The following is a 22,027-nucleotide window of genomic DNA, read 5'->3' on the forward strand; positions in this document are numbered from 1 at the left end:
GCCCGATTCGGCGCGTCACAGCACCGTCACCGGGCGCATCGATAGTCGCGCCATCTGCACCGGTTCCCGCGTGCGATCGGCACATGCACCAAAGAACAGCGCTGCCGCAATTCGATGGGCCAGGAGGGACCCTGCCATGACGATCCGCCACTTCGCGCTGAGCTGCGCATTGACTGCCGTTGCCGTCACAGGCATCGGCTTGGTCTCTGCGCCTGTTCAGGCCCGTTCGGCCCAGCCGATCAAGACCATCGCCTTCAACGACCACGACGATGATCGCGATCGCGACCACGACCACGACCATCACGGTCGCCCGCGCGAGCCCATCAAGATCAAGATCATCGGCTTCAACGACTACCACGGCAACCTGCAGTCGCCCGGCACCTTCGGCATCAACACCGTGGTCCCCGCGGCGCAGCGTCCGGCCGTGGGCGGTGCCGAGTACCTGGCGGCCTACGTGGCGCGGCTGAAGGCGCAGAACATGCTGAACGTGGTCGTCGGCGCCGGCGATTTCATCGGTGCCTCGCCGCTGATCTCGGCCCTGTTCTTCGACGAGCCGGCGGTCGAGACGCTGAACAAGATCGGGCTCGAGTTCAATGCCGTCGGCAACCACGAGTTCGACAAGGGCTCGGCCGAACTGAAGCGGCTGCAGAACGGCGGCTGCAAGCTCACCAACAGCGTCCCCGACCCGAACAGCTGCAAGGGCGTGGGCTCCAACGCACTGGGCACCTTCGACGGTGCGAAGTTCAAGTGGCTGTCGGCCAACGTGTTCGAGACCGCCACCGGCCGCACCCTGCTGCCGGCCTACGGCATCAAGAACTTCCGTGGCGTGAAGGTGGCCTTCATCGGCATGACGCTGAAGGGCACGCCCAGCATCGTCACGCCGACTGGCGTCGCCGGTCTCGAGTTCCGTGACGAGGCCGAGACGGTCAACGCATTGATCCCGCGCCTGCGCGCGCAGGGCGTCGACGCGGTCGTCGTGCTCGTCCACCAGGGCGGCTTCCAGACCAGCCCGAACGTCGGCGACATCAATGGCTGCGACGGCAACCTGAAGAACGCCGACGGCAGCGACTCCGAGATCGCCAACATCGTCAAGCGCCTGCGCAACGGCGTCGACCTGGTGATCAGCGGCCACACGCACGCGGCCTACAACTGCTCCGCCAACACGGTCGACGTGAAGAACGTCAACGGGGTGGCGGTCAGCACGCCGCGCCCGACCGGCCTGCCGAACAGCGAGGGGCGCCTGGTCCCGGTCACGAGCGCGAGCGCCTTCGGCCGGGTGCTGACCGACATCGACCTGAGCGTCCACCCCCGTTCGCACAAGGTGCTGGCGGTGTCGGCGACCAACCGGCTGGTCGACCGCACGGACGTGGCGATCAACAACGCGATCGCCACCGATCCGAGCGTGAAGAACATCGTCGACGGCTACAACGCGCTGGTGTCGCCGCTGGCCAACGCGGTGATCGGCACCATCGCCGCGCCGCTGCCCAATGCCGCGAACAGCGCCGGCGAGATGCCGGCGGGCAGCCTGATCGCCGACGCGCAGCTGCAGGCCACGCAGCCGGCCGCGCTCGGGGGCGCGGTGATGGCGTTCATGAACGCCGGCGGCGTGCGCAACCCCGGCTTCGCGATCGCCGGTGCCAGCTACCCGTACAACGTGACTTACGGCAACGCGTTCACGGTGCAACCCTTCGGCAACAGCCTGGTGACGATGACGCTGACCGCGCTGCAGCTGAAGAACCTGCTCGAACAGCAGTTCGTCGGCTGCCAGGGCCAGATCCAGCAGCGCATCATGCAGGCGTCGAACGGCCTGAAGTATTCGTGGAGCGCCGCCGCCGCACCCTGCTCGAAGATCGTCGACGTGGTGCTCACGCCGACCGACGTCACCGTCACGCCGCCGGTTGCGACCGGCGCGCCGGAGACCATCGTGGCCAACGGCGTGGTGCAGAACCCGACCAAGACCTACCGGGTCACCGTCAACAACTTCATGGCCACCGGCGGCGACGGCTTCACGGTGCTCCTGGGCGGCACCAACGTGCTCGGCGGCGCGCAGGACATCGATGCGCTCACTGCCTACCTGAACGCCGGCTACAAGTCGCCGAAGCCCCCCTACGACCCGACGCTGCCGGCGCTGGCGATCCCGCGCATCACGGTGCTGCCCTGACTGGCAACCGGGCTGCGTCCGTCGTCGCGATCGCCTGCATCGCGCTCGGCCTGCCGGGCATGCGCGCCGATGCGCAGCCGCGTTCGCCGGCAGCGATCACGGACATGCGCGTGCTGGACACGACGCGGATGGAAGCCCGCTCGGCGCTGCTCGGCCGCGCCGAGTCGGAGCTCGTGCGCGGCGACATCGCGGCGGCCACCGACGCTTTCGACCGTGCCGCCCTGATGCTGCACGCGCCCGACACCGAGATGGGACTGGTGCGCACCTACATGCAGGCCGGGCAGTACCGGCGCGCACTCGCCTTTTGCGCGCACACCGCCGGCGCGCACCTCGAATCGGCCCCGGCCGGCGCGCTGTACGCGTGGCTGCTGCGCGCCGGCGGCCAGGCCGCGTTCGCCGAGCGCGTGCTGAACGAGACGCTCGCACGCTTGCCGCAGGATCCCGTGCTGATCGAGGCGCGCAGCGCTCTTGCGAAGCCCTTGCCGGTGGCGGCGGGGCCGCTGCTGCAAACGCCGCACCGGATGGCACCCCAGGGTGTGATGGCGCGCGGGCAGGCAGAGATTCCGGAGGCGGCACGGATCGTCTCGAGCGGTGTGCTGATCAACGACGGCACGCTCGCACTCGTGCCGAGCTCGGCCGCGCGCTCGGCGGCCTCCGGCACGCTGTGGGTGCGCAACGGCCTCGGGCAGACCACGCGCGCGCGGATCGACGGCGACGCCAGTGCGCAAGCGCTCGAGGCGCTCGGCGTCACGGTGCTGCGCCTTGAGGCCGCATTGGACGCGACGGGAACGCAGGCCGTGGCGGCGCGCGATCCCTTCGCGGGAAGCCCGGGCTTCGCGCTGGAATACGCCGCGCCGGGCGCCGCCGTCGCCGCATGGCCGTGGCTGCGGCAGGGCTTCCTCGGTTCGTTTCAGGGCAACGCCGGCCTTCGGCGATTGGGCATCGAGGTCGCCGACGGGCCGCACGGCGGGCCGGTGCTCGACGCCAACGGGCGCCTTGCGGGCATGGCCTTGCAGGGCTCCGAGCGCGAGGCCGTGATGCTGCCTGCGTCGCGGTGGCGGTCCTTGCTGGAGATCGCGCCGGCCACGCCGTCGCCGAGTGCCGTCGACCCCGCTGCATCGGCGCGGCCTTCGAGAGCGATTCCGCTCGACGAGGCCTATGAAAGCGGGCTGCGACTCGCGCTGCAACTGATCGCGTTGCCCTGAGCGCCCGTTTTTCGTTGCCTCACGAGGTCGCGCCGCACTCACCGCTGCCGCTGCGCTTCGCCAGTGCGGTGCCGCGAACCGGCGCCGCAGCACCCGTCCGGCTGCTCGCGGTATGGATCAGCAGGGCGCCGACCACCATCGCCATCCCCAGCAGCTCGTTGCCCGAGGGCAGCTTGCCCAGCGCCACGCTCATCAGGAGCGCCGACACCGGGATGAAGTTCAGGAAGGCCGTGCCCGTCACCGCACCGAGGGTGCGCACGCCGTGATTGAAGGCCAGCACGGCCATGGCCGAGGGCACGAGGCCGACGAAGAGCAGCACGTGCCACGAGAGCGCCATGCCTTGCGCGCTCGGTACCGCGGCCAGGCCGAAGGCGGTGGCCAGCAACGCGCCCAGCAGCAGCACGGGCCAGGCGGTCAGCACGGTCAGCGCGGTGTATTCGACGACGTCGAGCCGGTCGGCGAACTGGGTGGCGCCGCGCGTGTACCAGACCCAGCCCAGCGTGCCGAGGAGGGCGATCGCGTCGCCGTAGGCGGTCGATGCGCCGGCCTCTGCGCCGTGCGGGAAGAGCACGCCCGCGACGACGACCACGCCGGCCAGCGCCAGCGCGCTGGTCGAGAGCGTCGCGCGCGTGGGCCGCACGCCGTCGAGCACCCAGCGCAGCAGCTGTGCGGTCATCGGCGTGGTGGCCATGATGACCGCGCCGTGCGAAGGCAGCGAATGGGCGAGGCCCGTGAGCAGCAGCACGCTGAACACGCCGAAGCCCGCGATGCCGCGCAGGGCCAGCGGGCCGGCGTGGGCGCGCAGCTTTCGCCAGGGCGCCGCGCCGCGCGGGGCGAGCAGGGCGACGAACACCAGCGCGGAGAGGCTGTAGCGGATCAGCGTGAACCAGAATGGATCGACGTGGTGGAGAACGTTCTTGCTGACGAGGAACATGCCACCCCAGGTGGAGGTGGCGGCGAGCAGCGCGGCGATGCCGAGCGCGCGTGGGTGGATGGTCTTGAACATGAGCCGAATATCGGCATCGGGGCCCGCATTGACCATTCGTTTCTTTGGACCGGGGTCTCAGGATTTGCGAACAGACGAATCCGGCCGGCGCGCTCACAATTTGCGACATGGAGCTCTACCAACTCAAGACCTTCGTGGCCATCGCGCGCGAGGGCAGCCTCACGCGGGCGGCCGAGCGCGTGTTCACCAGCGCGCCGGCCGTGAGTGCGCAGCTCAAGGCGCTGGAAGACGAACTCGGCGTCAAGCTTTTCGAGCGCACGCCGCGCGGCATGACGCCGACCGAAGCCGGCCACACCCTGCTGGAGGAAGCGGAGCGCACCCTGGCCTCGGCGACGCGCATGCGCTCGGCGGCCGAGCAGATTCGCGGCGCGGCGCAGGGCGTGGTGCGCTTCGGCACCGTGGTCGATCCGGTTGCGCTGCGGCTCGGCGAAGTGCTGGTGAAGCTGGCCGAGCGCCATCCGCAGGTCTCGCTGCAACTGCAGCAGGGCCTGTCGCACCGGACGCTGGAAGGCGTGCGGCGCGGCGAGCTGGACTGCGCCTATGCGCTCAGCGACAGCGAAAAGCTCGACGGCCTCGTGCTGCAACGCCTCGGTGTCGTCGACCTGGCGGTGGCGCTGCCGCTGCCGCTCGCCGAGGCCCACCCCGCGCTGGATCTCGAGGCCCTGACCCAGCTGCCCTGGGTCGGCACGCCGCCTTCATGCATCCTGCGCGCGCACCTCGACGGCCTGTTCGCAAGCGTCGGCCGCGAATACCGCCCCGCGCGGACGGCCGACAGCGAGAGCGCGATCCGCAGCATGGTTGCGGTCGGCCTGGGCGCCGGGCTTCTGCGCGTCGACCAGGCCGAGCAGGCCGAGCGCAACGGCGAGCTGAAGATCTGGCGGGGCTGGCGCTCGCACACCTGGCTGTGCTGGGTCGAAGCGGCCGGGAGCAGCCGCACGACGGCGGTCGATGCGGTGCGCAGCGCGGTGCTGGAGGCCTGGGGCTGAGCTTCCCGTCGGCTTTGTCCGTGGAAGATAAAGCCTCGTTTCCTACGCCGGGCGCCACCGTCCCGGGTGAGTTTGCGGCGCATGGAAGAAGACCTGTGGGCGTTGGAAGAGCGGCTCTGGCTCGGTGACGCGCTCTTCTACGAGCAGCACCTGGCAGTCGATGCGCGCATGGTCTTTCCGCAGCCCGTGGGCATGATGGGACGCGCGCAGATCCTGGCCTCGATCGAGCCGGACAAGCGCTGGCGTCGGGTCGAGTTCGCGAATCAGCATCTGCTCGATCCCGTCGAGGGCACGGCCGTGCTGGTCTACGCCGCTGCCGCCGATCGCGGCAGCACCGGCAGCGCCTATCGCGCGCAATGCAGTTCGGTCTATGTTCGCACCGGCGGCCGCTGGCAACTGGTGGCGCACCATCAAACGCCGGCCGACTGCAAGCTCAGCAGCTGATCGGCTGCCGCTGCCTTCGGCGGCTGCGGCTTCGGATCGCAGGCGGCGAGCGTTGCCAGGGCGATGCATGCCAGCGCAAGAGTGAGCTTTCGATAGGTCATGGTCGTCTCCTTGGAGCGCATGGGCACTTCTTCACGATTCTGCCGTTGCAAGGCGCGGCTGGATGTCGGCGCATGACCTACAGCGCGCGGCGCATTCCGGATCAATACGCGAAGTTGCGCACTTTGACTCGAAAGTTCTACCTGGCGTTGGCGCGCGTTGACCGCAGCGCGGGGCCCCTGACCTATTCTGCGGGCTCGCAACTACTCGAGACATCCTTGATGAAACACCGCGTCGATCGCAACGCAAGCTTCGCCCCTTGGGCCGCGGCTTTTCTGCTGGCCGCTGTCGCTCCGGCCCATGCGCTGGTGCTCGGCGTGACCGAGGGCGTGACCTACAAGGCCAGCGACAGCCAGATAGAAGCCAAGTTCGAGCCGATCGCCGAGGCACTGAGCAAGGCGCTCAAGCAGCCCGTGACCCTCAAGGTCTTGAGTTCGTACGCCAATGCGCGCGAAGCATTGAGGCAGAACCAGGTCGATCTGGCCTTCGTGCATCCGGCCCATATCGCCTTCGAAGCGACCAAGGCCGGCAACTACAAGACGCTCGCCTGGACCGCGGGCTTCACCGAATACAAGGTCTCGTTCCTGTGCAAGGACCTGCAGACGATCTCCAACTGGAAGGAGATCGCCGGCAAGAGCCTGGTCATGCCCGACCCGGATTCCATCACCTCGGTGATCACGCGCGCGATGCTGCGCGAGCAGGGCCTGCAGGACGGCGCGGTCAAGACCACCAACACGCGCTACCAGGACGCGGTGCCCTTCTACGTGCAGAACGGCTTCGCCGCCTACGGCGCCACCGCATCTGCCGGCGTGGTCAAGGCCTGGAAGTCCACCGGCGGCAAGACCTGCGCCGAATCGCGCGCCGTCCCCATCAAGCAATGGCTCGCATCGAGCAAGCTCGATGCGAGCGCGGTCGCCACGGTGCGCGACACCTTGCTGGGGCTCGGCCAGTCGGAAGGCGGCAAGCGCGCGCTCGCCACCTCGACCTATTCCGGCTTCATCGCGCCTTCGGCGGAAGTCGAGAAGAGCCTGATGTACTGGCTCGGGATCTAGGCCCTCGACCAAAGCCGCACTGCGAGCGCCGCGCCGGCCGCCGCAGTGGCGAGCGCCGTGACCGCCATCCAGCCCCATTCGGCGAACAGCAGGCTGCCCAGCGCCGCACCGACGGCCATGCCGATGAACATGCCGACGAAGAGCACGGCATTGAGGCGGCTGCGCGCGCCGGGCTCGATGCCGTAGACGATGGTCTGGTGCGCGATCAGCGCGGCCTGGATGCCGAGGTCGAAGCCGATGGCGCAGGCCACCAGCAGCGCCAGCCGAGCGTGCGGCTGCATCAGCGGCGCCAGCGCCATGGCCGCGAAGGAGAGCACGACCAGCCCCGCGCCCAGGCGCGTCACCAGTTCCGGCCCGCGGCGATCGGCGATGCGGCCGGCGATGGGCGCGGCCAGCGCCCCGGCGGCGCCCGCCAGCCCGAAGGCGCCGGCCGCGGCGCTGCCGAGGTGGAACGGCGCGCCGTGCAGCATCACGGCCAGGGTGGACCAGAAGGCGCTGAAGCCGACCGAGAGCAGGCCCTGCGCCAGCGCCGCGCGGCGCAGTGCGGCATGGCGCTGCCACAGCTGGGCCAGCGAACCGAGCAATGCGCCGTACGCCAGTTGCGTAGTGGGCTGGAAGCGCGGCAGCCGCTGCCATGCGGCGGCGCCGATCAGCGCGATGCTCGCCGCGGCCGCAACGAACACCGCGCGCCAGCCGAAGTGCTCCGCCACGAAACCGCTCGCCACGCGCGAGAGCAGGATGCCCAGCAGCAGCCCCGTCATTACCGTGCCGACCACCTTGCCGCGATGGGCGTCGGGCGCGAGCGTGGCGGCGGCCGGCACGATGTCCTGGGCCATCGTCGCGGCCAGGCCGATGACCAGGCTGACGACCAGCAGCGCGCCGATGGAGGGCGCAACGCCGGCCAGCAGCAGCGCGGCGCCGAGCACGGCCGCCTTGAGCAGGATGATGCGGCGCCGGTCGTAGCGGTCGCCCAGCGGCGCCAAGAGCAGGATGCCGAGCGCGTAGCCGAGCTGCGTCAGCGTCGGGATGAAGCCGACGGCCCGGTCGGAGGCGCCGATGTCCGCACCCAGCACGCCGAGCATGGGCTGGCTGTAATAGATCGAAGCGACGGCGAGGCCGGCCGCGGTCGCGAGCAGAAGAACCAGCGACGCCGGCAGGCCCTGGGCCGCGCGGGCCGGCTCCGGGGCCGGTACGGCGGCTGCTCTGGCATGCGAGCAGTGAATACCAGACATGGTGTTAACCCTTAGAAACTCTTGAGGGACGGAGTGTGAGGTTTGAGTGCTCTCGGTGGTAGCCGCAAGCCGCGCACAATTGATATACGCTGCTCGTATGAAAGAACCCGGCTCACCCTCGGCCTCCGCCGACCGCATCGCGCTGATGCAGACCTTCGTCCGCATCGTGGAAGCCGGCAGCCTTTCGGCGGCGGCGGCGCAGATGGGATCGACGCAACCCACCGTCAGCCGCCGCCTGCAGGTCCTGGAACGGTCGCTCGGTGTGCGGCTGCTGCAGCGTTCCACGCATGCGATGAAGCTCACCGAAGACGGCGAACGATGCTTCGAGCGCGCCAAGGAACTGCTCGCGAACTGGGAGGCCTTCGAAGCCGACCTGCGCGGCACCGGCGACGAGCCCGAAGGCAGCTTGCGCGTGATCGCGCCGCATGCCTTCGGCCAGTCGCAGCTCGTCGAACCGCTGGCCCGCTTCCTGCGGCGCTACCCGCGCGTGACGGTCGAGTGGCTGCTGCACGACGATACGCAGGACTTCATCGCCAACGGCATCGACTGCGCCATCCAGATCGGAGAAGTCGGCGACCCCGCGCTGGTCGCGATCAAGCTGGCCGAGGTGCCGCGCATCGTGGTCGCCGCGCCCTCGGTGCTGGCCGGCGCGCCGGTGCCGGCGCACCCCTCCGAGCTGGCGGGCTTGCCCTGGCTGGCGCTGCGCACCTACTACCGCAACGAGGTGACGCTCACGCATGCGGCGAGCGGCGAAACCCATCGCTTCGCGATCCGGCCGCGCATGAGCACCGACAGTCTGCTGGCCCTGCGCCACGCCGCGGTGCTGGGGCTGGGCGCGGGCGTGGGGTCGGCCTGGCTGCTGACCGAGGACCTGGCCCAAGGCCGGCTGATCCAGCTCGCGCCGCAATGGTGCGCCGCGCCACTGCCTGTCTACGTGGTGTATCCCCACGCCCGCTTCTATCCGGCCAGGCTGCGCCGCTTCGTCGAGGCGATGCGGGAGGCCATGCCGGCGGTGGTGGGGATGCGCCAGCGCGAAGAAGTTATCCTACGCAGGCCTTGATCACGGGCCCATGGCTCCCGCCACCCGTCGACCTGACCATCCAATCCGTATGAGCAAATCCATCCTCGCATCCCTGGCCTTGGCCGCATGCTGCGCCGGCGCTCTCGCGCAGCCGCTCAAGCTTCCCGTGGAAAGCAGCGACCAGGGCACCCTCTACGTCGCGCCCAACGTGTCGCCCACCGAGACCTCGGCCCGCACGAATGGCGCAACGATCGGCACGCAACGACTCGACGGAAGCGGCGCGTACGGCGGCGTCGACACCTCCGGGTCCCGGCCCAACTATTCGCTCGGTGCAAGCACGGGCGGCAACACGTCTTTTTCGGCAGGCGCCCATTCGGACGGCAAGAGCAACGCGGGCATCAAGGCCGGCGTGACGATCAAGTACTAGCAGCCGACGTTCACGCGCGGCGAAACAGCAGCACCGCGTTCGTACCGCCGAAGGCGAAGGAACTGCTGATCGCGGCCTCGAGCTGCGGCGCGGCTTCACCGGCCTCGCGCACCAGGTTCAGGCTGCACTCCGGGTCGATGGTCTGGCAATGCGCGTTGGGCGGCAATTGGCGCCGCGCCAGCGCCAGCACGGTGATCACCGCCTCGAGCGCGCCGGCGGCGCCGAGCAGGTGGCCGTGCAGGGCCTTGGTCGAGCTCACGCGCAGATCGTCGAGCGCCTCGCCCCACACCTCGGCCAGCGCGTTGCGCTCGACCACGTCGCCGATGCGCGTGGCCGTGCCGTGCGCGTTGCAGTAGCCCACGTCGCGCGGCTGCAGGCCGGCCTGCCGCAACGCGGCGCGCAGGGCGCGGGCCTGGCCCGGGGCGTCGGGCTTGGTCAGGTGGGTGGCGTCGCAGCCGATGCCCCAGCCGGCCAGCGTGGCATGGCTGCGCGCGCCGCGCAGGCGTGCGCGCTCGGCCGATTCGAGGACGAGGAAGGCCGCGCCCTCGCCGAGCGCGAAACCGCTGCGGTCGGTGGCAAAGGGCCGGATCGCGCTGGCCGCCTCGCCGGGCGCGAAGCCGGCCAGGGTCTGCATCGCCTGCCAGGCCAGCAACACGCCCGGCACGATCAGCGCTTCGCTGCCGCCGGCGATGGCGATGTCGACCTCTCCGCGCTGCACCGCCTTGGCTGCCTCGGCAATGGCCACGGCCGACGAGGCGCAGGCCACGGAATAGGTGAGCACCGGGCCCTGGACGCGCTGCCGCATCGCCACCTGCGAGGCCGGCGCGTTGGGCATGAAGGCCGGAATGGTGAGCGGCGGCATGCGCCCGGCGCCGCGGTAGGCCGCCTCGAGAGCGCCCGCGCCGCCCATGCCGCAGCCGGCGTAGATGCCGATGCGTTCGGGGTCCACGTTGCCGAGCGCGCCGGCATCGCGCACCGCCAGGTCAGCCGCGGCCACGGCCAGTTGGCTCACGCGGTCGACGCCGGCGAGCTGCAGCTTGGTGAACCAGCGGGATTCGTCGAAGGCCACCGTGGCGGCGGCGGCCGGCTTGGGCAGCTCGGGGAGGACGGGTCCGAGCGCCGATTCGCCGCGCATCAGCGCATCGAAGACCGTGCCCGGATCGTCGCCATGCGGCGCGACGAGGCCCAGACCAGTGACGGCGACCTCGGTTGTCACTTGGCCTGCGCCATCCTGACCTTGTCGACCATGGCCGCGAGGCCGGCCAGCGTGTCGACGCTGTTCGCGTCGTCGTCGGTGATGGAGATGGAGAAGTGGTCTTCGATCGCGAACACGAATTCGACCAGCGTCAGCGAATCGAATCCCTTGTCGCGCATGGACGCGTGAGGGTCGAGCGCCGCCGCCTCGATGCCGTACTTCTCGTGGATCAGATCCTGTAATACTTTCAGCGAGCTCATTGTGCGATTTCCGTCCTCACGCCGGCCCTGGCCTCATCGATGGGGAATGATATCCGCTCGACCGAAAATGGCGCGGGCCACGCGCTGCGGGCCGGGCCGCCAGCGCAGCGAGGGCAGCACGAAGGCGATGCCGAGCAGCGCGCCGGCCAGCGCATCGAGCACCACGTGCTGCTTGATCGCCAGCGTCGACCAGGCAATGGCGGCGAACCACAGCCAATTCAAGAGGCGCACGAAGACCGGTGTGCGCGCCCGGCGCAGCACGTCGTCGATGCGGATGACGGTGAACATCGCGACCGCGACATGCATCGAGGGGCAGGCATTGCCTGGCGCGTCCACGCCCTGCAGCAGCGCAAAGCCCGGGAAGTCCGAGGCCGGCGCCGCGAGCGGCACCTGCGTCGGCCAGTAATGGAACAGGCCCAACCCGGTCAGGCACAGCGCGCCGACCCAGAGGCCATAGACCACCAGCTCGCGAAAGCTCAGCTGCAGCCCGGGCGCGACGCCCACATACAGCCAGAGCGAAAAGTAGGCGACCAGCGCCTGCGGCTGAAACGGGATCAGGTGGTCGAGCGCGGTCAGCGGCATCACCGTGACCGCGAAGTCGGGGTGGCGCAGCATGTGGAAGTAGCCGATGAAGAAGAGCCAGGTGAACACCGTGACGCCGACGATCTTCAGTGCCAGGTGGCGGCGAATCCGCAGGCCGATGTCGGCGGTCCAGGTCTGTGGAGGGGAGGGCGCCATGTAAGGGTCGATCGGGGCGTTGATGTTTCGACCGGGTCGATCATGCCTGAGCGGGGCCCTTGACAAGAGCCCGGCCCAAATCAGATACTGAACCTTCAAGTTCAGTTACGGCCCTTTCGAAAGGAATCCCATGCAGAAGATCTCTCCCTTCCTGTGGTTCGACGGCAAGGCCGAGGAGGCCGCGAAGTTCTACACCGCCATCTTCAAGAATTCGCGCATCACCAATGTGATCCCCGGACCCGGCGGCACGGTGATGGGCGTGAGCTTCGAGCTCGAAGGACAGGAGTTCATGGGCCTGAACGGCGGGCCGATGTTCCAGTTCACGCCGGCCGTCTCCTTCTTCATCAAGTGCGAGACGCAGGAAGAGATCGACAACTACTGGACCCGGCTCACCGAGGGCGGCGGCGAGCCGCAGCCCTGCGGCTGGCTCAAGGATAAGTTCGGCCTCTCGTGGCAGGTGATACCCAATGCGCTGGGCACCATGCTGCAGGACAAGGACCCGGCCAAGGCGCAGCGCACCATGGAAGCCATGATGAAGATGTCAAAGCTGGACATCGCGGCGCTGAAGAAGGCCTACGACGGCGGCTGAGCCCTTCAGCCGCGCGCCGGCAGCACCGTCCCGCGGCTCTCGCCGAAGCCGATGCGCGCATGGCCCGGCTTCTCGCACCAGCCGCGCAGCAGCACCGCATCGCCGTCCTCGAGAAAGCCGCGTTGTTCGCCGTCGGCCAGCGCGATCGGCGCCTGGCCGGCGCGCGTGAGTTCGATCATCGCGCCGGCTTCGCCCGGCCCCGGGCCCGAGATGGTGCCGCTGCCGAACAGGTCGCCGGCGTTCAGGCTGCAGCCGCCCACCGTGTGGTGCGCGACCATCTGCGCAATGCTCCAGTACTGGTGTTTGAAGCTGGTGGCCGACAGGCGCGAGGGGCTGCTGCCCTCGGCGCGGGCCTTGGCGCTTTCGAGCCAGACCTCGAGCCGGATGTCGAGCGCGCCGCTCGCGCGATTGGCTTCGCTCTCCAGGTAGGCCAGCGGCTGCGGATGATCGGCCGGCCGAACCCAGGCCTGGCGGTAGGGCGCCAGCGCTTCCAGCGTCACGATCCATGGCGAGACGGTGGTCGCGAAGTTCTTGGCCAGAAAAGGGCCGAGCGGCGCCATCTCCCAGAACTGGATGTCGCGCGCCGACCAGTCGTTGAGCAGGCAGATGCCGAAGATGTGGTTCTCCGCGCGCTCGAGCGGAATCGGCGCGCCGGCCGCATTGCCCTGGCCGATGTAGATGCCGAGCTCGAGCTCGTAGTCCAGCCGCGCGCAAGGGCCGTAGGTCGGCGCTTGCGCGCCGGGCGCCATGGTCTGTCCCATCGGCCGGTGGAACTGCTGGCCGCTCACGCCGATGGTCGAGACGCGGCCGTGGTAGGCGATCGGAATCCACTGGAAGTTGGGCGTGATCGGATCGTCGGGCTTGAGCAGCCGCCCGATGTTGAGCGCATGGTCGATCGAGGTGTAGAAGTCGGTGTAGTCGCCGATGCGCGCGGGCAATGCGAACGCGGCCTCGGCCTGCGGGATCAGGCAGGCGCGCACGGCCTCGGCCACTTCCTTCGGCGCATCGTCCTTGAGCAGCGCGAACAAGCCATGGCGCAGCGCGCGCCACACGCTGGGGCCGAGCGCGAAGAAGTCGTTGAGCGCCGATTGCGCGCAGGCGCGTGCGCCATCGAGCGCCGCGCCGTCCAAATGCCGGCCCGCGGCCAGGGCCGCGAGGTCCAGCACCTGGTCGCCGATGGCGACGCCGCCGCGGTAGGGCTCGCGGCTTCCGGTACGGTGGAACACCGCGAAGGGCAGGTTCTGGATCGGGAAGTCGCTGCCTTCGGCGTTGGCCGAGGCCAGCCAGCTGCGGGCGCTGGCATCGTGCGTGTGGTTGAGCGTCGTCGTCATGATGTTCATCCCACGGTGGCCATCAGCGCGTCGTCGAAGATCGCGACCGCGCGCGTCCAGCCGGCCGAGGCGCCGCGGATCTTGTGCGGAAAGCAGCTGATGAAGAAGCCATCCGCCGGCAGCGCCTCGAGGTTGTGCAGCTTTTCGAGGTGGCAGTAGCCGATGTCGCGGCCGGCCTTGTGGCCTTCCCAGATCAGCGAGGCGTCTTTCGATTCGCCGTACTTCTTGGCCGTGTGCACGAAGGGCGCATCCCAGCTCCAGGCGTCGGTGCCGGTGAGGCGCACGCCGCGCTCCAGCAGGTACATGGTCGCTTCGTAGCCCATGCCCGCGCCGGCCGAGACGTAGTCGCCGTGGCCGTAGCGCGAGCCGGCACGTGTGTTGACCACCACGATCTCCAGCGGCTTCAGCGTGTGGCCGATGCGCTTGAGCTCGGCGTCGACGTCGTCGGCCGTCACGACATAGCCGTCCTCGAAATGCCGGAAGTCCAGCTTCACGCCGGGCTGGAAGCACCATTCGAGCGGCACGTCGTGGATCGCGATCGCGGGCTTCTTCTCGCCGAGCGCCTTGTCCATGGTCGAGTGGAAGTGGTAGGGCGCATCGAGATGCGTGCCGTTGTGCGTGGAGAGCTGCACGAACTCCACGGCCCAACCTTCGCCGTCGGGCAGGTCTTCCCGCTTCAAGCCGGGGAAGAAAGGCTCGATCTGCTCGTAGGTCTGCTCGTGCGTGAAGTACTGGATCTTGGGCGCGAAGGCGGGCGGATCGGAGAGCACGTCGTTTTCGAGAAAGATCGAGAGGTCGACGAATTTGCGGGTCATGGCGGGGTTCCTTTTCTTCAGGGGTGCTGCCAGCGCAGCAGTTTCTTTTCGGCAAGGGCCAGGAGGGCATTGCTCGCGAAGCCGATCAGGCCCAGGAGCACGATGCCGGCGAAGAGTTCGCTCGCGCGAAAGGCGCGCGCCGCGAGCAGGATGGCCTGGCCCAGGCCGCTCTGCGAGGCGATCATTTCGCCGACCACGGCGACGATGAGCGAAATGGTCATCGACAAGCGCATGCCGGCCAGGATGTCGGGCATCGCGTTGGGCAGGCCGATCTTCCAGACGAAGGCCGCGCGCGGCATCTGCAGGCAGCGCGCCACTTCGGCGAGCCGCGGCTCGATGGCCGCGAAGCCGTGCACGGTGGCCAGCAGCACCGGCCACATCGCGCCGAAGGCGACGACGAAGAGCACCATGCCCGGGTTGAGGCCGAAGATCGAGATGGCGAGCGGCAGCAGCGCGGAGGCCGGCAGCGGGCGGATGAATTCCAGCGTCGGCTGCACCCAGGCGCGCACCGCGGGCGAGACGCCGATGGCGGCGCCCAGCAGCACGCCGAAGAGCGAGGCCAACAGCCAGCCTTCGAGCATGCGGCGCACGGTGGCAATGGTGAAGACCAGCAGCTCTCCGCTGCCGCTGCCGCGCAGGTTGAGGCCTTCGGCCAGGCTCGCGAGCGTCGCTTCGGGCGTCGGCAGGAACACGCGGCTGACCCAGCCCGCGTTGCTTGCGGTCCACCACAGCGCGACGAGCGCCGCGAGCACCGCGGCCGAGCCGAGCCATCCGGTGAAGCGATGGCTCATTGCACGACTCCCATGCGCCGCGCCACCCAGCGTTGGAGCCGCTGCATCGCCGCGTTGATGACAAAACCCACCACGCCGATCCAGCCCAGCCAGGCCAGCATCAGCGGCGGGTCGAAGCTCTGCTGCGCGATCATCATCGCGTAGCCCATGCCGTTGGGATTGGCCGCGATCTCGACCGTGACGGCCACCACCAGCGCCACCGCCACGCCGAGCCGCAGCGCCACGAAGAGGCGCGGCACGATCGCGGGCAGCACGATCTTCCAGGCCCGTTCGCGCGCCGTGAGCCCGAGTACGCGGCTCACCTCCAAGAGGCGCGGCTCGACCTGCTGCACGGCCGACTGGACGAGGATCAGCATCGGCCAGAAGGTGGCGAAGGCGACGATGGCCAGCTCCATGCGCACGCCGAAGCCGAACATCAGCATCGAAAGCGGAATCAGCGCGACGGAGGGGATGGGACGCAGTACCTCGATAGACAGCAGGCCGAACTGCGCGGTGCGCCGCGACAAGCCCAGCACGATGCCCAACGCAATGCCGAGCACGGCGCCGAGCAGCAGGCCGAGGGCCGCGGTGCCGAGCGTGAAGCCGGTGGCCTGCCACAGAGAGCCGTCGACGGCCGCGCCGGCAAAGGCCTTGAGCGCGGCGCTCGGCGGCGCGAGCGCATCGCTGCCCTGTGCGGCGGCGCGGCGCGCATACCACTCGAAAAGGCCGAGCAGCAGCGCGGGAAAGACCCAGGGCCGTAGCAGCGACAGCGCGCGCTCAGTCATGGTGCTGCTCGATGAAGGCGAAGAGCTCGCGCCGCAGATGCAAGAACTCCGGATGCTCCTTGGTCGTGAGCTGGTCGCGCGGCCGCGGGATCTTCACATCGATCATGCGCGCCAGGCTCGGACGCCCCGGCGCGGGATCGGCCTGCAGCGCGATCACGCGGTCGCCGAGGTAGATGGCTTCCTCGAGGTCGTGCGTGACGAAGAGCACCGTCAGTCCGTCTTCACGCACCAGGCGCGCGAGTTCGTCCTGCAGGCCCTGGCGCGTCAGCGCATCCAGTGCGCCGAAGGGCTCGTCCATCATCATCAGCTCGGGCTTCTGCGCGAGGCAGCGCGCGATCTGCGCGCGCTGCTGCATGCCGCCCGAGAGCTGCACCGGAAACTTCTGCGCATGCGCCGCGAGGCCGACCTTGGCCAGCACTTCGGCGATGCGCGGCGCGCGTTCGCTCGCCGGCACGCCGGCCGCTTCGAGCGCGAGGCTCACGTTGCCCTCGACCGTGCGCCAGGGCAGAAGCGCGCGGCCGTAGTCCTGGAACACGAAGGCCACTTCGCGCGAAGGCTCGTTCATCGGCTTGCCCTTGCGCCGCACCTCGCCGGCGCTGGCGCGCACGAGGCCGCTGGCCGCGCGCAGCAGCGTGGTCTTGCCGCAGCCGCTCGGGCCCACGATGCAGACGAACTCGCCGCGCGCTACCTCGAAAGAGGTAGGCGACAGCACCTCGCGCGCGCCATAGCAAATGCGCACGCCGTCGATGGCGAGGAAATCCGGCCTCACTTCGCGACCAGCCTGGCGACGTCGATCGAAGTCTTGAGCATCTCCTGCTCCTTCATGAGGCCGACCCAGTAGGCGAGCTGCTTGTCGGTCACCACGGGGCCGGGCGGCGAGATCTGCACCTTGGCCAGCACCTCGGGCGGCAGCTTGATGTACTTGCCGATGCTCGCGCGCACCCTGGCGTCGTTCTTCGGCTGCTGCATGAAGGCGCCGGCTTCCTGCACCGCCTCGCGGAAGCCGCGCGCCGCGGCCGGGTTCTTCGCCACCCATTCGCGCTTGGCCGCATGCACGATGGTCTGGTTGCCCTCGGGCAGGAAGGTCGAGTAGTAGGAGGCGACATAGCCCGCGCCGCTGTCGGTGATGCGGCTCATGAACGGGTCGGCCGAGACCACCGCATCGACCGAGCCGCCGCGCAGCAGGTCGGCATGCTGCGGGAACGAAGCCTCGACGAAGTTGACCTTGCGGTAGTCCACGCCCTGGTCCTTCAGGTAGGCGCGGAAGGTCACGTGCAGGAAGGCGCCGAGGCCCGGCACGCCGATCTTCTTGCCCACGCAGTCCTGCGCGCTCTTGATGCCGGAGCCGGCGCGCGCCACCAGGCCGAAGCCGGTGATGGTCTTCGAGGTGAGGCCGCCGCCGGCGACCAGCACCAGGTCCATCCCGCCGTCGACCGCCTGCAGGAACACCGAAGGCGTGGGCCCGCCGATCTGCAGCGAGTCGGACTGCAGCGCAGCCGGGATGGTGGAGTTGAGCGGAATGAACTTGAGCTCGACGTCGAGGTTGCGCTTCTTGAAGTAGCCCTCTTCGGCCGCCACGAAGACCGAGGCGAAGTCGGTCACGGCCGTGTAGCCGAACACGATCTTGGCGTTGGCCTGTGCGCGCGCAGGCAGTGCGGCGGTTGCGGAGGCGGCGGCGAGCGCCGACAACAGGGTGCGTCGTTTCATCATGTCTTTTGTCTCCTGGAGGTGGGGTTCTTCTGCGAGGCCTTGGGTCGCGGCAGCGCCGCGCGCAGGCCGCCGACGATGAAGTTCACGAGCATCGGCGCCACGGCCGGATCGCTGCGCCGGTTCTCGCCGCGCGAGAGCCGCTCGATGCGGTTGTCGTTCAGGTGGTGCAGCAGCGTGCCGAGCGCGAACTGGTAGGCCCATGCGGCCTGGCCGCGCGTCGCATGCGGCAGCGCAATATGCAGCGCGTCGATATACGCCTCGGCCAGCGGATCGAAGTAGCCGCGCAGCACGCGGTCGGCTTCCTCGGTCGCGTGGTAGAGCTCGCGCGCCACCAGCAGCGCGTAGTACTCGCCTTCGGCGCTCGCGCGCAGCGCCAGCACCGGGCCGGTGAAGGCTTCGACGATGCGCGGCAGCGTCTGCGGGTCATGAGGGTCGTTGTGCACTGCGCGCAGGCCGGCCAGCCGCTCCTCGATGGTGTGGCTCCAGTGCTCGAAGATCGCGTGGAAAAGCTCGTGCTTCGGCCCGTAGTAGTAGCCCACCAGCGCGAGCGGCACGCTGGCCTCGTCGGCGATCTGGCGGATCGTCACCGCGTGGTAGCCGTGCTGCGCGAACAGCTTCTCGGCCGCGAGAAGGATCGCCTGCCGGCGGTCGGGCCGAACGGAAGAAGCGCGCTGCACACGTTGAACCATGGCGGGTATTGAACAAGCGTACAAATTTGTTGAACACTCGTACAAACCCTGTGCTTTCCCGCATTGAAGCCGGGTCCACCGGCGCGTTAGGCTGCGGAGGTGACTCAAACATCCGCCCCCTTCATTCCCCAGATTCGTCTTTATCAAAACTGGCTGCGCGAGAAGCGCGGTCTGAACTTCGATTCGTACGACGCGCTGTGGCGCTGGTCGGTCAGCGATCTCGAAGCCTTCTGGCAGAGCATCTGGGATTTCAGCGGCATGCAGTCGCCCACGCCCGCAAGCGCCGTGCTGGCCGATGCACACATGCCCGGCGCGCGCTGGTTTCCCGGCGCCCAGGTCAACTACGCGCGCGAGGTGCTGCGCCATGCCGATGCGGCGCATGCGGCCGGCATGCCGGCGATCGTCAGCGAGAACGAGCTGGGCGAAGTGCGCGAGATGTCCTGGCCCGAGCTGCGCCGGCAGATCGCCGCCTGCGCGCTGAGCTTGCGCGAACTCGGCGTGGTGCGTGGCGACCGCGTGGCGGCCTACATGCCCAACGTGCCCGAGACCATGATCGCTTTCCTCGCCTGCTCGAGCGTCGGCGCGGTGTGGAGCGTGTGCGCGCCCGACATGGGAACGGCCGCGGTGGTCGAGCGCTTTCGCCAGATCGAGCCCAAGGTGCTGATCGCGGCCGACGGCGTGTACTACGGCGGCAAGGCGCTGGACCGCAGCGGCGTGATCGAGGAACTGCGCGCCGCATTGCCCAGCGTCCAGACGCTGGTGTTGCTGCGAACGCCCTTCGCTGCGAAGCAGATCGCGGCCGAGTCCGATTGGACCGCCGCAGTCGCGCGCGACGATGCGCAGACGGCGGCCTTCGAGCCCGAGTGGCTGCCCTTCGAGCATCCGATCTGGATCGTCTATTCGAGCGGCACCACCGGCCTGCCCAAGCCCATCGTGCATGGGCAGGGCGGCATCCTCGTCAACATGTACGCCTGCGGCCTGCACCACGACCTGGGCCCGAGCTACAGCGCCAACAACTTCGGCGAGCGCTACCACTGGTACAGCTCCACCGGCTGGGTGATGTGGAACTCGCAGCTCTCGGGCCTGGCCTTCGGCGCGACCATCTGCATCTACGACGGCAATCCGGCCGGCAGCAAGGAAAAGCCCGACTGGGGCGTACTCTGGCGCTTCGTCGCGCGGCACCGGGTCACCTTCTTCGGCGCCGGCGCGGCCTATTTCGCGAGCTGCATGAAGGCCGGCGTCGAAGCCAAAGACTGCGGCGATCTCGCGCGCGTGCGTGCGCTGGGCAGCACCGGCTCGCCCTTGTCCGAGGAGGTGCAGCGCTGGGGCACGACGCAGGTGCTCGCGGCCGGCTCGCCCGCCGTCTGGTGGTACAACATTTCGGGCGGCACCGATTTCTGCGGCGCCTTCGTCGGCGGCAACCGCGAACTGCCCGAGGTGCCGGGCCAGATGCAGTGCCGCTTTCTCGGCGCTGCGGTCGAGGCCTGGAACGAGCAGAGCCAGCCGGTGATCGGCGAGGTCGGCGAGTTGGTCTGCACCCAGCCCATTCCCTCGATGCCGCTCTATTTTTGGGGCGACGAGGGCAATGCGCGCTACCTCTCCAGCTACTTCGATACCTACCCGGGTGTCTGGCGCCACGGCGACTGGATCAAGATCGGCGAAGACGGCGGCTGCATCATCTACGGCCGCAGCGATGCGACCATCAACCGCCAGGGCCTGCGCATGGGCACCAGCGAAATCTACAGCGCCGTCGAAGGCTTGCCCGAAGTGCTCGACTCGATGGTGGTCGATCTCGAGTACCTCGGTCGCGAAAGCTACATGCCGCTCTTCGTCGTGCTGCGGCCCGGCGTCGCGCTCGACGATGCGATGCGCGCGAAGATCAACCACGCGATCAAGACGCAGCTCTCGCCGCGTTTCCTGCCCAACGACATCTTCCAGGTGGCCGAGATTCCGCGCACCCTCTCGGGCAAGAAGCAGGAGCTGCCGATCAAGAAGCTGCTGCTGGGCCAGCCGATCGAGAAGGTGGTGAACCGTGAAGCCATGGCCAATCCGGGCAGCCTCGAGTGGTACGTGGCCTTCGCCGCGCAGCATGCGCAGGCGCGGAATGCCGAAATAGGACATTGATGCCGCAGCGCAGCAAATAACAGCCGGGCGTGCTAAGGTCGCGTGACCTAGGGTTAACCCCTAAATCGCGACCGCACCGCCATGTCCGCACCCTCCCCGCCTTCTTCCGCCTCTGCGCCCGGCTTCGTGCGCGCGATGCTCGCGCTCGGCGTGGGCGGCTTCGCCATCGGCACCGGCGAGTTCGTCATCATGGGCCTCCTGCCCGAAGTGGCGCGCGACATCGCCACGAGCATTCCGCAGGCCGGCCACGTGATCAGCGCCTATGCGCTGGGCGTGGTGATCGGGGCGCCGGTGCTCGCGGTGCTGGCCGCCGGCTGGCGCCGGCGAGCGCTGCTGATCGCCTTGATGGCGGTGTTCGCGCTCGGCAACTTCGCCAGCGCCCTCGCGCCCGGCTACCTGTCGCTCAATCTGCTGCGCTTCGCGAGCGGCCTGCCGCATGGCACCTACTTCGGCGTGGCCGCGCTGGTGGCAGCCGCGCTGGCGCCGCCGGACCGACGCGCACGCGCCGTCGGCCTGGTGATGCTGGGACTCACCGGCGCCACGCTGGTCGGCGTGCCCATCGCGGCCTGGCTGGGCCAGCTCTTCGGCTGGCGTGCCGCCTTCGTCTTCGTCGGGCTGATCGCCGTGCTCGCGATGGTGATGCTGCGCCGCGACCTGCCGGACCTGGCCGCGCCCTCGGGCGCCAGCCCGCTGCGCGAACTGGGGGCGCTCAAGCGCAAGCAGGTCTGGCTCACTCTGGGCATCGGCGCGATCGGCTTCGGCGGCATGTTCTCGGTGTTCAGCTACATCAAGCCCACGCTCACCGAAGTGGCGGGTCTGCCCGTGGCCGGCGTGCCGCTGGTGCTCGCGCTGTTCGGCTTCGGCATGGTGGGCGGCAACCTGGTCGGCTCCCGGCTCGCCGACAAGGCGCTGATGCCCACCATCGGCGGCCTGCTGGTCTGGGCGGCGCTGGTGCTGACCACCTTCAGCTTCGCCGCGCATCACGTGGCGACCGCGGCGCTCAACGTGTTCCTGATCGGCACCATCGTTGCCATCGGCCCGGCGCTGCAGATCCGGCTCATGGACGTGGCCGGCGATGCGCAGACGCTGGCCGCCGCGCTCAATCATTCGGCTTTCAACACGGCGAATGCCCTGGGCGCCTGGCTCGGCGGCGCCGCCATCACGGCCGGCCTGGGCTGGACCTCGACCGGCTGGGTGGGCGCCTTGCTCGCGCTGGCGGGGCTCGGCGTGTTCGCCTGGTCGCTGGCGAGCGAGCGCGGCGGCCTGCGCGCGGTCGCTGCGAGCGCGGGCCGCTGATTCCGTCCCGCGGAGTGGGACGCGGCGGTTGCCCGTCTCGCTGATCTTCCGTCTGCGTCTTGGCCCGTGGGCAGGGCGCGTTCCAGAATGTG

At 69.2% G+C, this 22,027-nt stretch carries 23 protein-coding genes; 10 read left to right on the forward strand and 13 right to left on the reverse strand.

Annotated features, from left to right (window positions below; genetic code table 11):
• Positions 1 to 136: 136 nt before the first annotated feature.
• Both ACSQ9I_RS00885 and ACSQ9I_RS00890 read left to right on the forward strand, forming a co-directional pair.
• Positions 137 to 2,161 (forward strand): bifunctional metallophosphatase/5'-nucleotidase, encoded by a 2,025-nt coding sequence (locus tag ACSQ9I_RS00885; protein WP_436311968.1) that lies wholly within the window; start codon positions 137 to 139, stop codon positions 2,159 to 2,161.
• A 59-nt stretch (positions 2,162 to 2,220) separates the two neighbouring features.
• On the forward strand, positions 2,221 to 3,366 hold the full coding sequence (locus tag ACSQ9I_RS00890; RefSeq protein ID WP_436311969.1) for a tetratricopeptide repeat protein: 1,146 nt from the start codon (positions 2,221 to 2,223) through the stop codon (positions 3,364 to 3,366).
• A 19-nt stretch (positions 3,367 to 3,385) separates the two neighbouring features.
• Here ACSQ9I_RS00890 and ACSQ9I_RS00895 read toward each other — a convergent pair whose 3' ends face one another.
• Entirely contained in the window at positions 3,386 to 4,372 is a 987-nt protein-coding gene (locus ACSQ9I_RS00895; protein WP_436311970.1) for a DMT family transporter, read from the reverse strand.
• Positions 4,373 to 4,479: 107 nt separating this feature from the next.
• On the opposite strand from ACSQ9I_RS00895, the gene ACSQ9I_RS00900 reads away from it, so the two are divergent.
• On the forward strand, positions 4,480 to 5,358 hold the full coding sequence (locus tag ACSQ9I_RS00900) for a LysR family transcriptional regulator (protein WP_436311971.1): 879 nt from the start codon (positions 4,480 to 4,482) through the stop codon (positions 5,356 to 5,358).
• A gap of 81 nt (positions 5,359 to 5,439) precedes the next feature.
• Positions 5,440 to 5,802 carry a nuclear transport factor 2 family protein gene (locus ACSQ9I_RS00905; protein ID WP_436311972.1) on the forward strand — a complete coding sequence of 121 codons (363 nt, stop codon included), beginning with the start codon at positions 5,440 to 5,442 and terminating at the stop codon, positions 5,800 to 5,802.
• On the opposite strand, the gene ACSQ9I_RS00910 is transcribed toward ACSQ9I_RS00905, so the two are convergent.
• Positions 5,769 to 5,903 carry a hypothetical protein gene (locus ACSQ9I_RS00910; protein ID WP_280142623.1) on the reverse strand — a complete coding sequence of 45 codons (135 nt, stop codon included), beginning with the start codon at positions 5,901 to 5,903 and terminating at the stop codon, positions 5,769 to 5,771. The genes ACSQ9I_RS00905 and ACSQ9I_RS00910 overlap by 34 nt on opposite strands.
• A 219-nt stretch (positions 5,904 to 6,122) precedes the next feature.
• Between ACSQ9I_RS00910 and ACSQ9I_RS00915 the strand changes: the two genes are divergently transcribed.
• A complete protein-coding gene (locus tag ACSQ9I_RS00915; protein WP_436311973.1) occupies positions 6,123 to 6,953 on the forward strand; it encodes a phosphate/phosphite/phosphonate ABC transporter substrate-binding protein in 831 nt (276 codons plus the stop codon).
• On the opposite strand, the gene ACSQ9I_RS00920 is transcribed toward ACSQ9I_RS00915, so the two are convergent.
• Positions 6,950 to 8,185 (reverse strand): MFS transporter, encoded by a 1,236-nt coding sequence (locus tag ACSQ9I_RS00920; protein ID WP_436311974.1) that lies wholly within the window; start codon positions 8,183 to 8,185, stop codon positions 6,950 to 6,952. The two genes, ACSQ9I_RS00915 and ACSQ9I_RS00920, sit on opposite strands and share 4 nt — an antisense overlap.
• 97 nt (positions 8,186 to 8,282) lie before the next feature.
• Between ACSQ9I_RS00920 and ACSQ9I_RS00925 the strand changes: the two genes are divergently transcribed.
• Positions 8,283 to 9,245, forward strand: a complete 963-nt coding sequence (locus ACSQ9I_RS00925; RefSeq protein WP_436311975.1) for a LysR family transcriptional regulator — start codon at positions 8,283 to 8,285, stop codon at positions 9,243 to 9,245.
• A gap of 49 nt (positions 9,246 to 9,294) precedes the next feature.
• Positions 9,295 to 9,633: a hypothetical protein gene (locus ACSQ9I_RS00930; protein WP_436311976.1), complete on the forward strand. Its 339-nt coding sequence runs from the start codon at positions 9,295 to 9,297 to the stop codon at positions 9,631 to 9,633.
• Positions 9,634 to 9,643: 10 nt separating this feature from the next.
• Here ACSQ9I_RS00930 and ACSQ9I_RS00935 read toward each other — a convergent pair whose 3' ends face one another.
• Genes ACSQ9I_RS00935 through ACSQ9I_RS00945 form a run of 3 tightly spaced genes read right to left on the reverse strand, consistent with a single transcriptional unit; the run spans position 9,644 to position 11,826 of the window.
• A complete protein-coding gene (locus ACSQ9I_RS00935) occupies positions 9,644 to 10,849 on the reverse strand; it encodes a beta-ketoacyl-[acyl-carrier-protein] synthase family protein (protein WP_436311977.1) in 1,206 nt (401 codons plus the stop codon).
• On the reverse strand, positions 10,846 to 11,088 hold the full coding sequence (locus ACSQ9I_RS00940) for an acyl carrier protein (RefSeq protein ID WP_093104493.1): 243 nt from the start codon (positions 11,086 to 11,088) through the stop codon (positions 10,846 to 10,848). The genes ACSQ9I_RS00935 and ACSQ9I_RS00940 overlap by 4 nt, the downstream gene beginning before the upstream one ends.
• Before the next feature lie 33 nt (positions 11,089 to 11,121).
• The gene (locus ACSQ9I_RS00945; protein ID WP_093104491.1) at positions 11,122 to 11,826 is read right to left on the reverse strand and encodes a phosphatase PAP2 family protein; all 705 of its coding nucleotides are present in this window, start codon (positions 11,824 to 11,826) and stop codon (positions 11,122 to 11,124) included.
• 130 nt (positions 11,827 to 11,956) lie between these two features.
• Between ACSQ9I_RS00945 and ACSQ9I_RS00950 the strand changes: the two genes are divergently transcribed.
• Complete coding sequence (locus ACSQ9I_RS00950) at positions 11,957 to 12,415, forward strand: VOC family protein (protein ID WP_093104490.1); 459 nt, start codon at positions 11,957 to 11,959, stop codon at positions 12,413 to 12,415.
• A gap of 5 nt (positions 12,416 to 12,420) precedes the next feature.
• On the opposite strand, the gene fahA is transcribed toward ACSQ9I_RS00950, so the two are convergent.
• Genes fahA through ACSQ9I_RS00985 form a run of 7 tightly spaced genes read right to left on the reverse strand, consistent with a single transcriptional unit; the run spans position 12,421 to position 18,515 of the window.
• Positions 12,421 to 13,746 (reverse strand): fumarylacetoacetase, encoded by a 1,326-nt coding sequence (fahA, locus tag ACSQ9I_RS00955; RefSeq protein WP_436311978.1) that lies wholly within the window; start codon positions 13,744 to 13,746, stop codon positions 12,421 to 12,423.
• A 5-nt stretch (positions 13,747 to 13,751) separates the two neighbouring features.
• Complete coding sequence (locus ACSQ9I_RS00960; protein WP_093104488.1) at positions 13,752 to 14,561, reverse strand: cyclase family protein; 810 nt, start codon at positions 14,559 to 14,561, stop codon at positions 13,752 to 13,754.
• Between the two features lie 17 nt (positions 14,562 to 14,578).
• Positions 14,579 to 15,352 (reverse strand): ABC transporter permease, encoded by a 774-nt coding sequence (locus ACSQ9I_RS00965; protein WP_436311979.1) that lies wholly within the window; start codon positions 15,350 to 15,352, stop codon positions 14,579 to 14,581.
• A complete protein-coding gene (locus ACSQ9I_RS00970) occupies positions 15,349 to 16,116 on the reverse strand; it encodes an ABC transporter permease (protein ID WP_436311980.1) in 768 nt (255 codons plus the stop codon). The genes ACSQ9I_RS00965 and ACSQ9I_RS00970 overlap by 4 nt, the downstream gene beginning before the upstream one ends.
• Positions 16,109 to 16,885: an ABC transporter ATP-binding protein gene (locus tag ACSQ9I_RS00975; RefSeq protein WP_436311981.1), complete on the reverse strand. Its 777-nt coding sequence runs from the start codon at positions 16,883 to 16,885 to the stop codon at positions 16,109 to 16,111. Before ACSQ9I_RS00975 ends, ACSQ9I_RS00970 begins: the two co-directional genes overlap by 8 nt.
• The gene (locus ACSQ9I_RS00980; RefSeq protein ID WP_436311982.1) at positions 16,882 to 17,826 is read right to left on the reverse strand and encodes an ABC transporter substrate-binding protein; all 945 of its coding nucleotides are present in this window, start codon (positions 17,824 to 17,826) and stop codon (positions 16,882 to 16,884) included. The genes ACSQ9I_RS00975 and ACSQ9I_RS00980 overlap by 4 nt, the downstream gene beginning before the upstream one ends.
• Positions 17,823 to 18,515 carry a TetR/AcrR family transcriptional regulator gene (locus tag ACSQ9I_RS00985; RefSeq protein ID WP_436311983.1) on the reverse strand — a complete coding sequence of 231 codons (693 nt, stop codon included), beginning with the start codon at positions 18,513 to 18,515 and terminating at the stop codon, positions 17,823 to 17,825. Before ACSQ9I_RS00985 ends, ACSQ9I_RS00980 begins: the two co-directional genes overlap by 4 nt.
• Before the next feature lie 99 nt (positions 18,516 to 18,614).
• Between ACSQ9I_RS00985 and ACSQ9I_RS00990 the strand changes: the two genes are divergently transcribed.
• Together ACSQ9I_RS00990 and ACSQ9I_RS00995 are read left to right on the forward strand one after the other, a co-directional pair.
• Positions 18,615 to 20,639: an acetoacetate--CoA ligase gene (locus ACSQ9I_RS00990; protein ID WP_436311984.1), complete on the forward strand. Its 2,025-nt coding sequence runs from the start codon at positions 18,615 to 18,617 to the stop codon at positions 20,637 to 20,639.
• Between the two features lie 81 nt (positions 20,640 to 20,720).
• Positions 20,721 to 21,935, forward strand: coding sequence for an MFS transporter (locus ACSQ9I_RS00995; RefSeq protein ID WP_436311985.1), 1,215 nt, complete (start codon positions 20,721 to 20,723; stop codon positions 21,933 to 21,935).
• The last annotated feature ends 92 nt before the right edge of the window (positions 21,936 to 22,027 follow it).

Origin of the sequence: Variovorax sp. LjRoot84 (genome assembly GCF_964254305.1) — a bacterium.
Lineage (GTDB): Bacteria > Pseudomonadota > Gammaproteobacteria > Burkholderiales > Burkholderiaceae_C > Variovorax.

Excerpts from the sequence above, each read along its gene's own strand:
- ACSQ9I_RS00885 (WP_436311968.1), top strand. The coding sequence starts at position 137 with ATGACGATCCGCCACTTCGCGCTGAGCTGCGCATTGACTGCCGTTGCC.
- ACSQ9I_RS00890 (WP_436311969.1), top strand. The coding sequence starts at position 2,221 with ATGCGCGCCGATGCGCAGCCGCGTTCGCCGGCAGCGATCACGGACATG.
- ACSQ9I_RS00895 (WP_436311970.1), bottom strand. The coding sequence starts at position 4,372 with ATGTTCAAGACCATCCACCCACGCGCGCTCGGCATCGCCGCGCTGCTC.
- ACSQ9I_RS00900 (WP_436311971.1), top strand. The coding sequence starts at position 4,480 with ATGGAGCTCTACCAACTCAAGACCTTCGTGGCCATCGCGCGCGAGGGC.
- ACSQ9I_RS00905 (WP_436311972.1), top strand. The coding sequence starts at position 5,440 with ATGGAAGAAGACCTGTGGGCGTTGGAAGAGCGGCTCTGGCTCGGTGAC.
- ACSQ9I_RS00910 (WP_280142623.1), bottom strand. The coding sequence starts at position 5,903 with ATGACCTATCGAAAGCTCACTCTTGCGCTGGCATGCATCGCCCTGGCA.
- ACSQ9I_RS00915 (WP_436311973.1), top strand. The coding sequence starts at position 6,123 with ATGAAACACCGCGTCGATCGCAACGCAAGCTTCGCCCCTTGGGCCGCG.
- ACSQ9I_RS00920 (WP_436311974.1), bottom strand. The coding sequence starts at position 8,185 with ATGTCTGGTATTCACTGCTCGCATGCCAGAGCAGCCGCCGTACCGGCC.
- ACSQ9I_RS00925 (WP_436311975.1), top strand. The coding sequence starts at position 8,283 with ATGAAAGAACCCGGCTCACCCTCGGCCTCCGCCGACCGCATCGCGCTG.
- ACSQ9I_RS00930 (WP_436311976.1), top strand. The coding sequence starts at position 9,295 with ATGAGCAAATCCATCCTCGCATCCCTGGCCTTGGCCGCATGCTGCGCC.
- ACSQ9I_RS00940 (WP_093104493.1), bottom strand. The coding sequence starts at position 11,088 with ATGAGCTCGCTGAAAGTATTACAGGATCTGATCCACGAGAAGTACGGC.
- ACSQ9I_RS00945 (WP_093104491.1), bottom strand. The coding sequence starts at position 11,826 with ATGGCGCCCTCCCCTCCACAGACCTGGACCGCCGACATCGGCCTGCGG.
- ACSQ9I_RS00950 (WP_093104490.1), top strand. The coding sequence starts at position 11,957 with ATGCAGAAGATCTCTCCCTTCCTGTGGTTCGACGGCAAGGCCGAGGAG.
- fahA (WP_436311978.1), bottom strand. The coding sequence starts at position 13,746 with ATGACGACGACGCTCAACCACACGCACGATGCCAGCGCCCGCAGCTGG.
- ACSQ9I_RS00960 (WP_093104488.1), bottom strand. The coding sequence starts at position 14,561 with ATGACCCGCAAATTCGTCGACCTCTCGATCTTTCTCGAAAACGACGTG.
- ACSQ9I_RS00965 (WP_436311979.1), bottom strand. The coding sequence starts at position 15,352 with ATGAGCCATCGCTTCACCGGATGGCTCGGCTCGGCCGCGGTGCTCGCG.
- ACSQ9I_RS00970 (WP_436311980.1), bottom strand. The coding sequence starts at position 16,116 with ATGACTGAGCGCGCGCTGTCGCTGCTACGGCCCTGGGTCTTTCCCGCG.
- ACSQ9I_RS00980 (WP_436311982.1), bottom strand. The coding sequence starts at position 17,826 with ATGATGAAACGACGCACCCTGTTGTCGGCGCTCGCCGCCGCCTCCGCA.
- ACSQ9I_RS00985 (WP_436311983.1), bottom strand. The coding sequence starts at position 18,515 with ATGGTTCAACGTGTGCAGCGCGCTTCTTCCGTTCGGCCCGACCGCCGG.
- ACSQ9I_RS00995 (WP_436311985.1), top strand. The coding sequence starts at position 20,721 with ATGTCCGCACCCTCCCCGCCTTCTTCCGCCTCTGCGCCCGGCTTCGTG.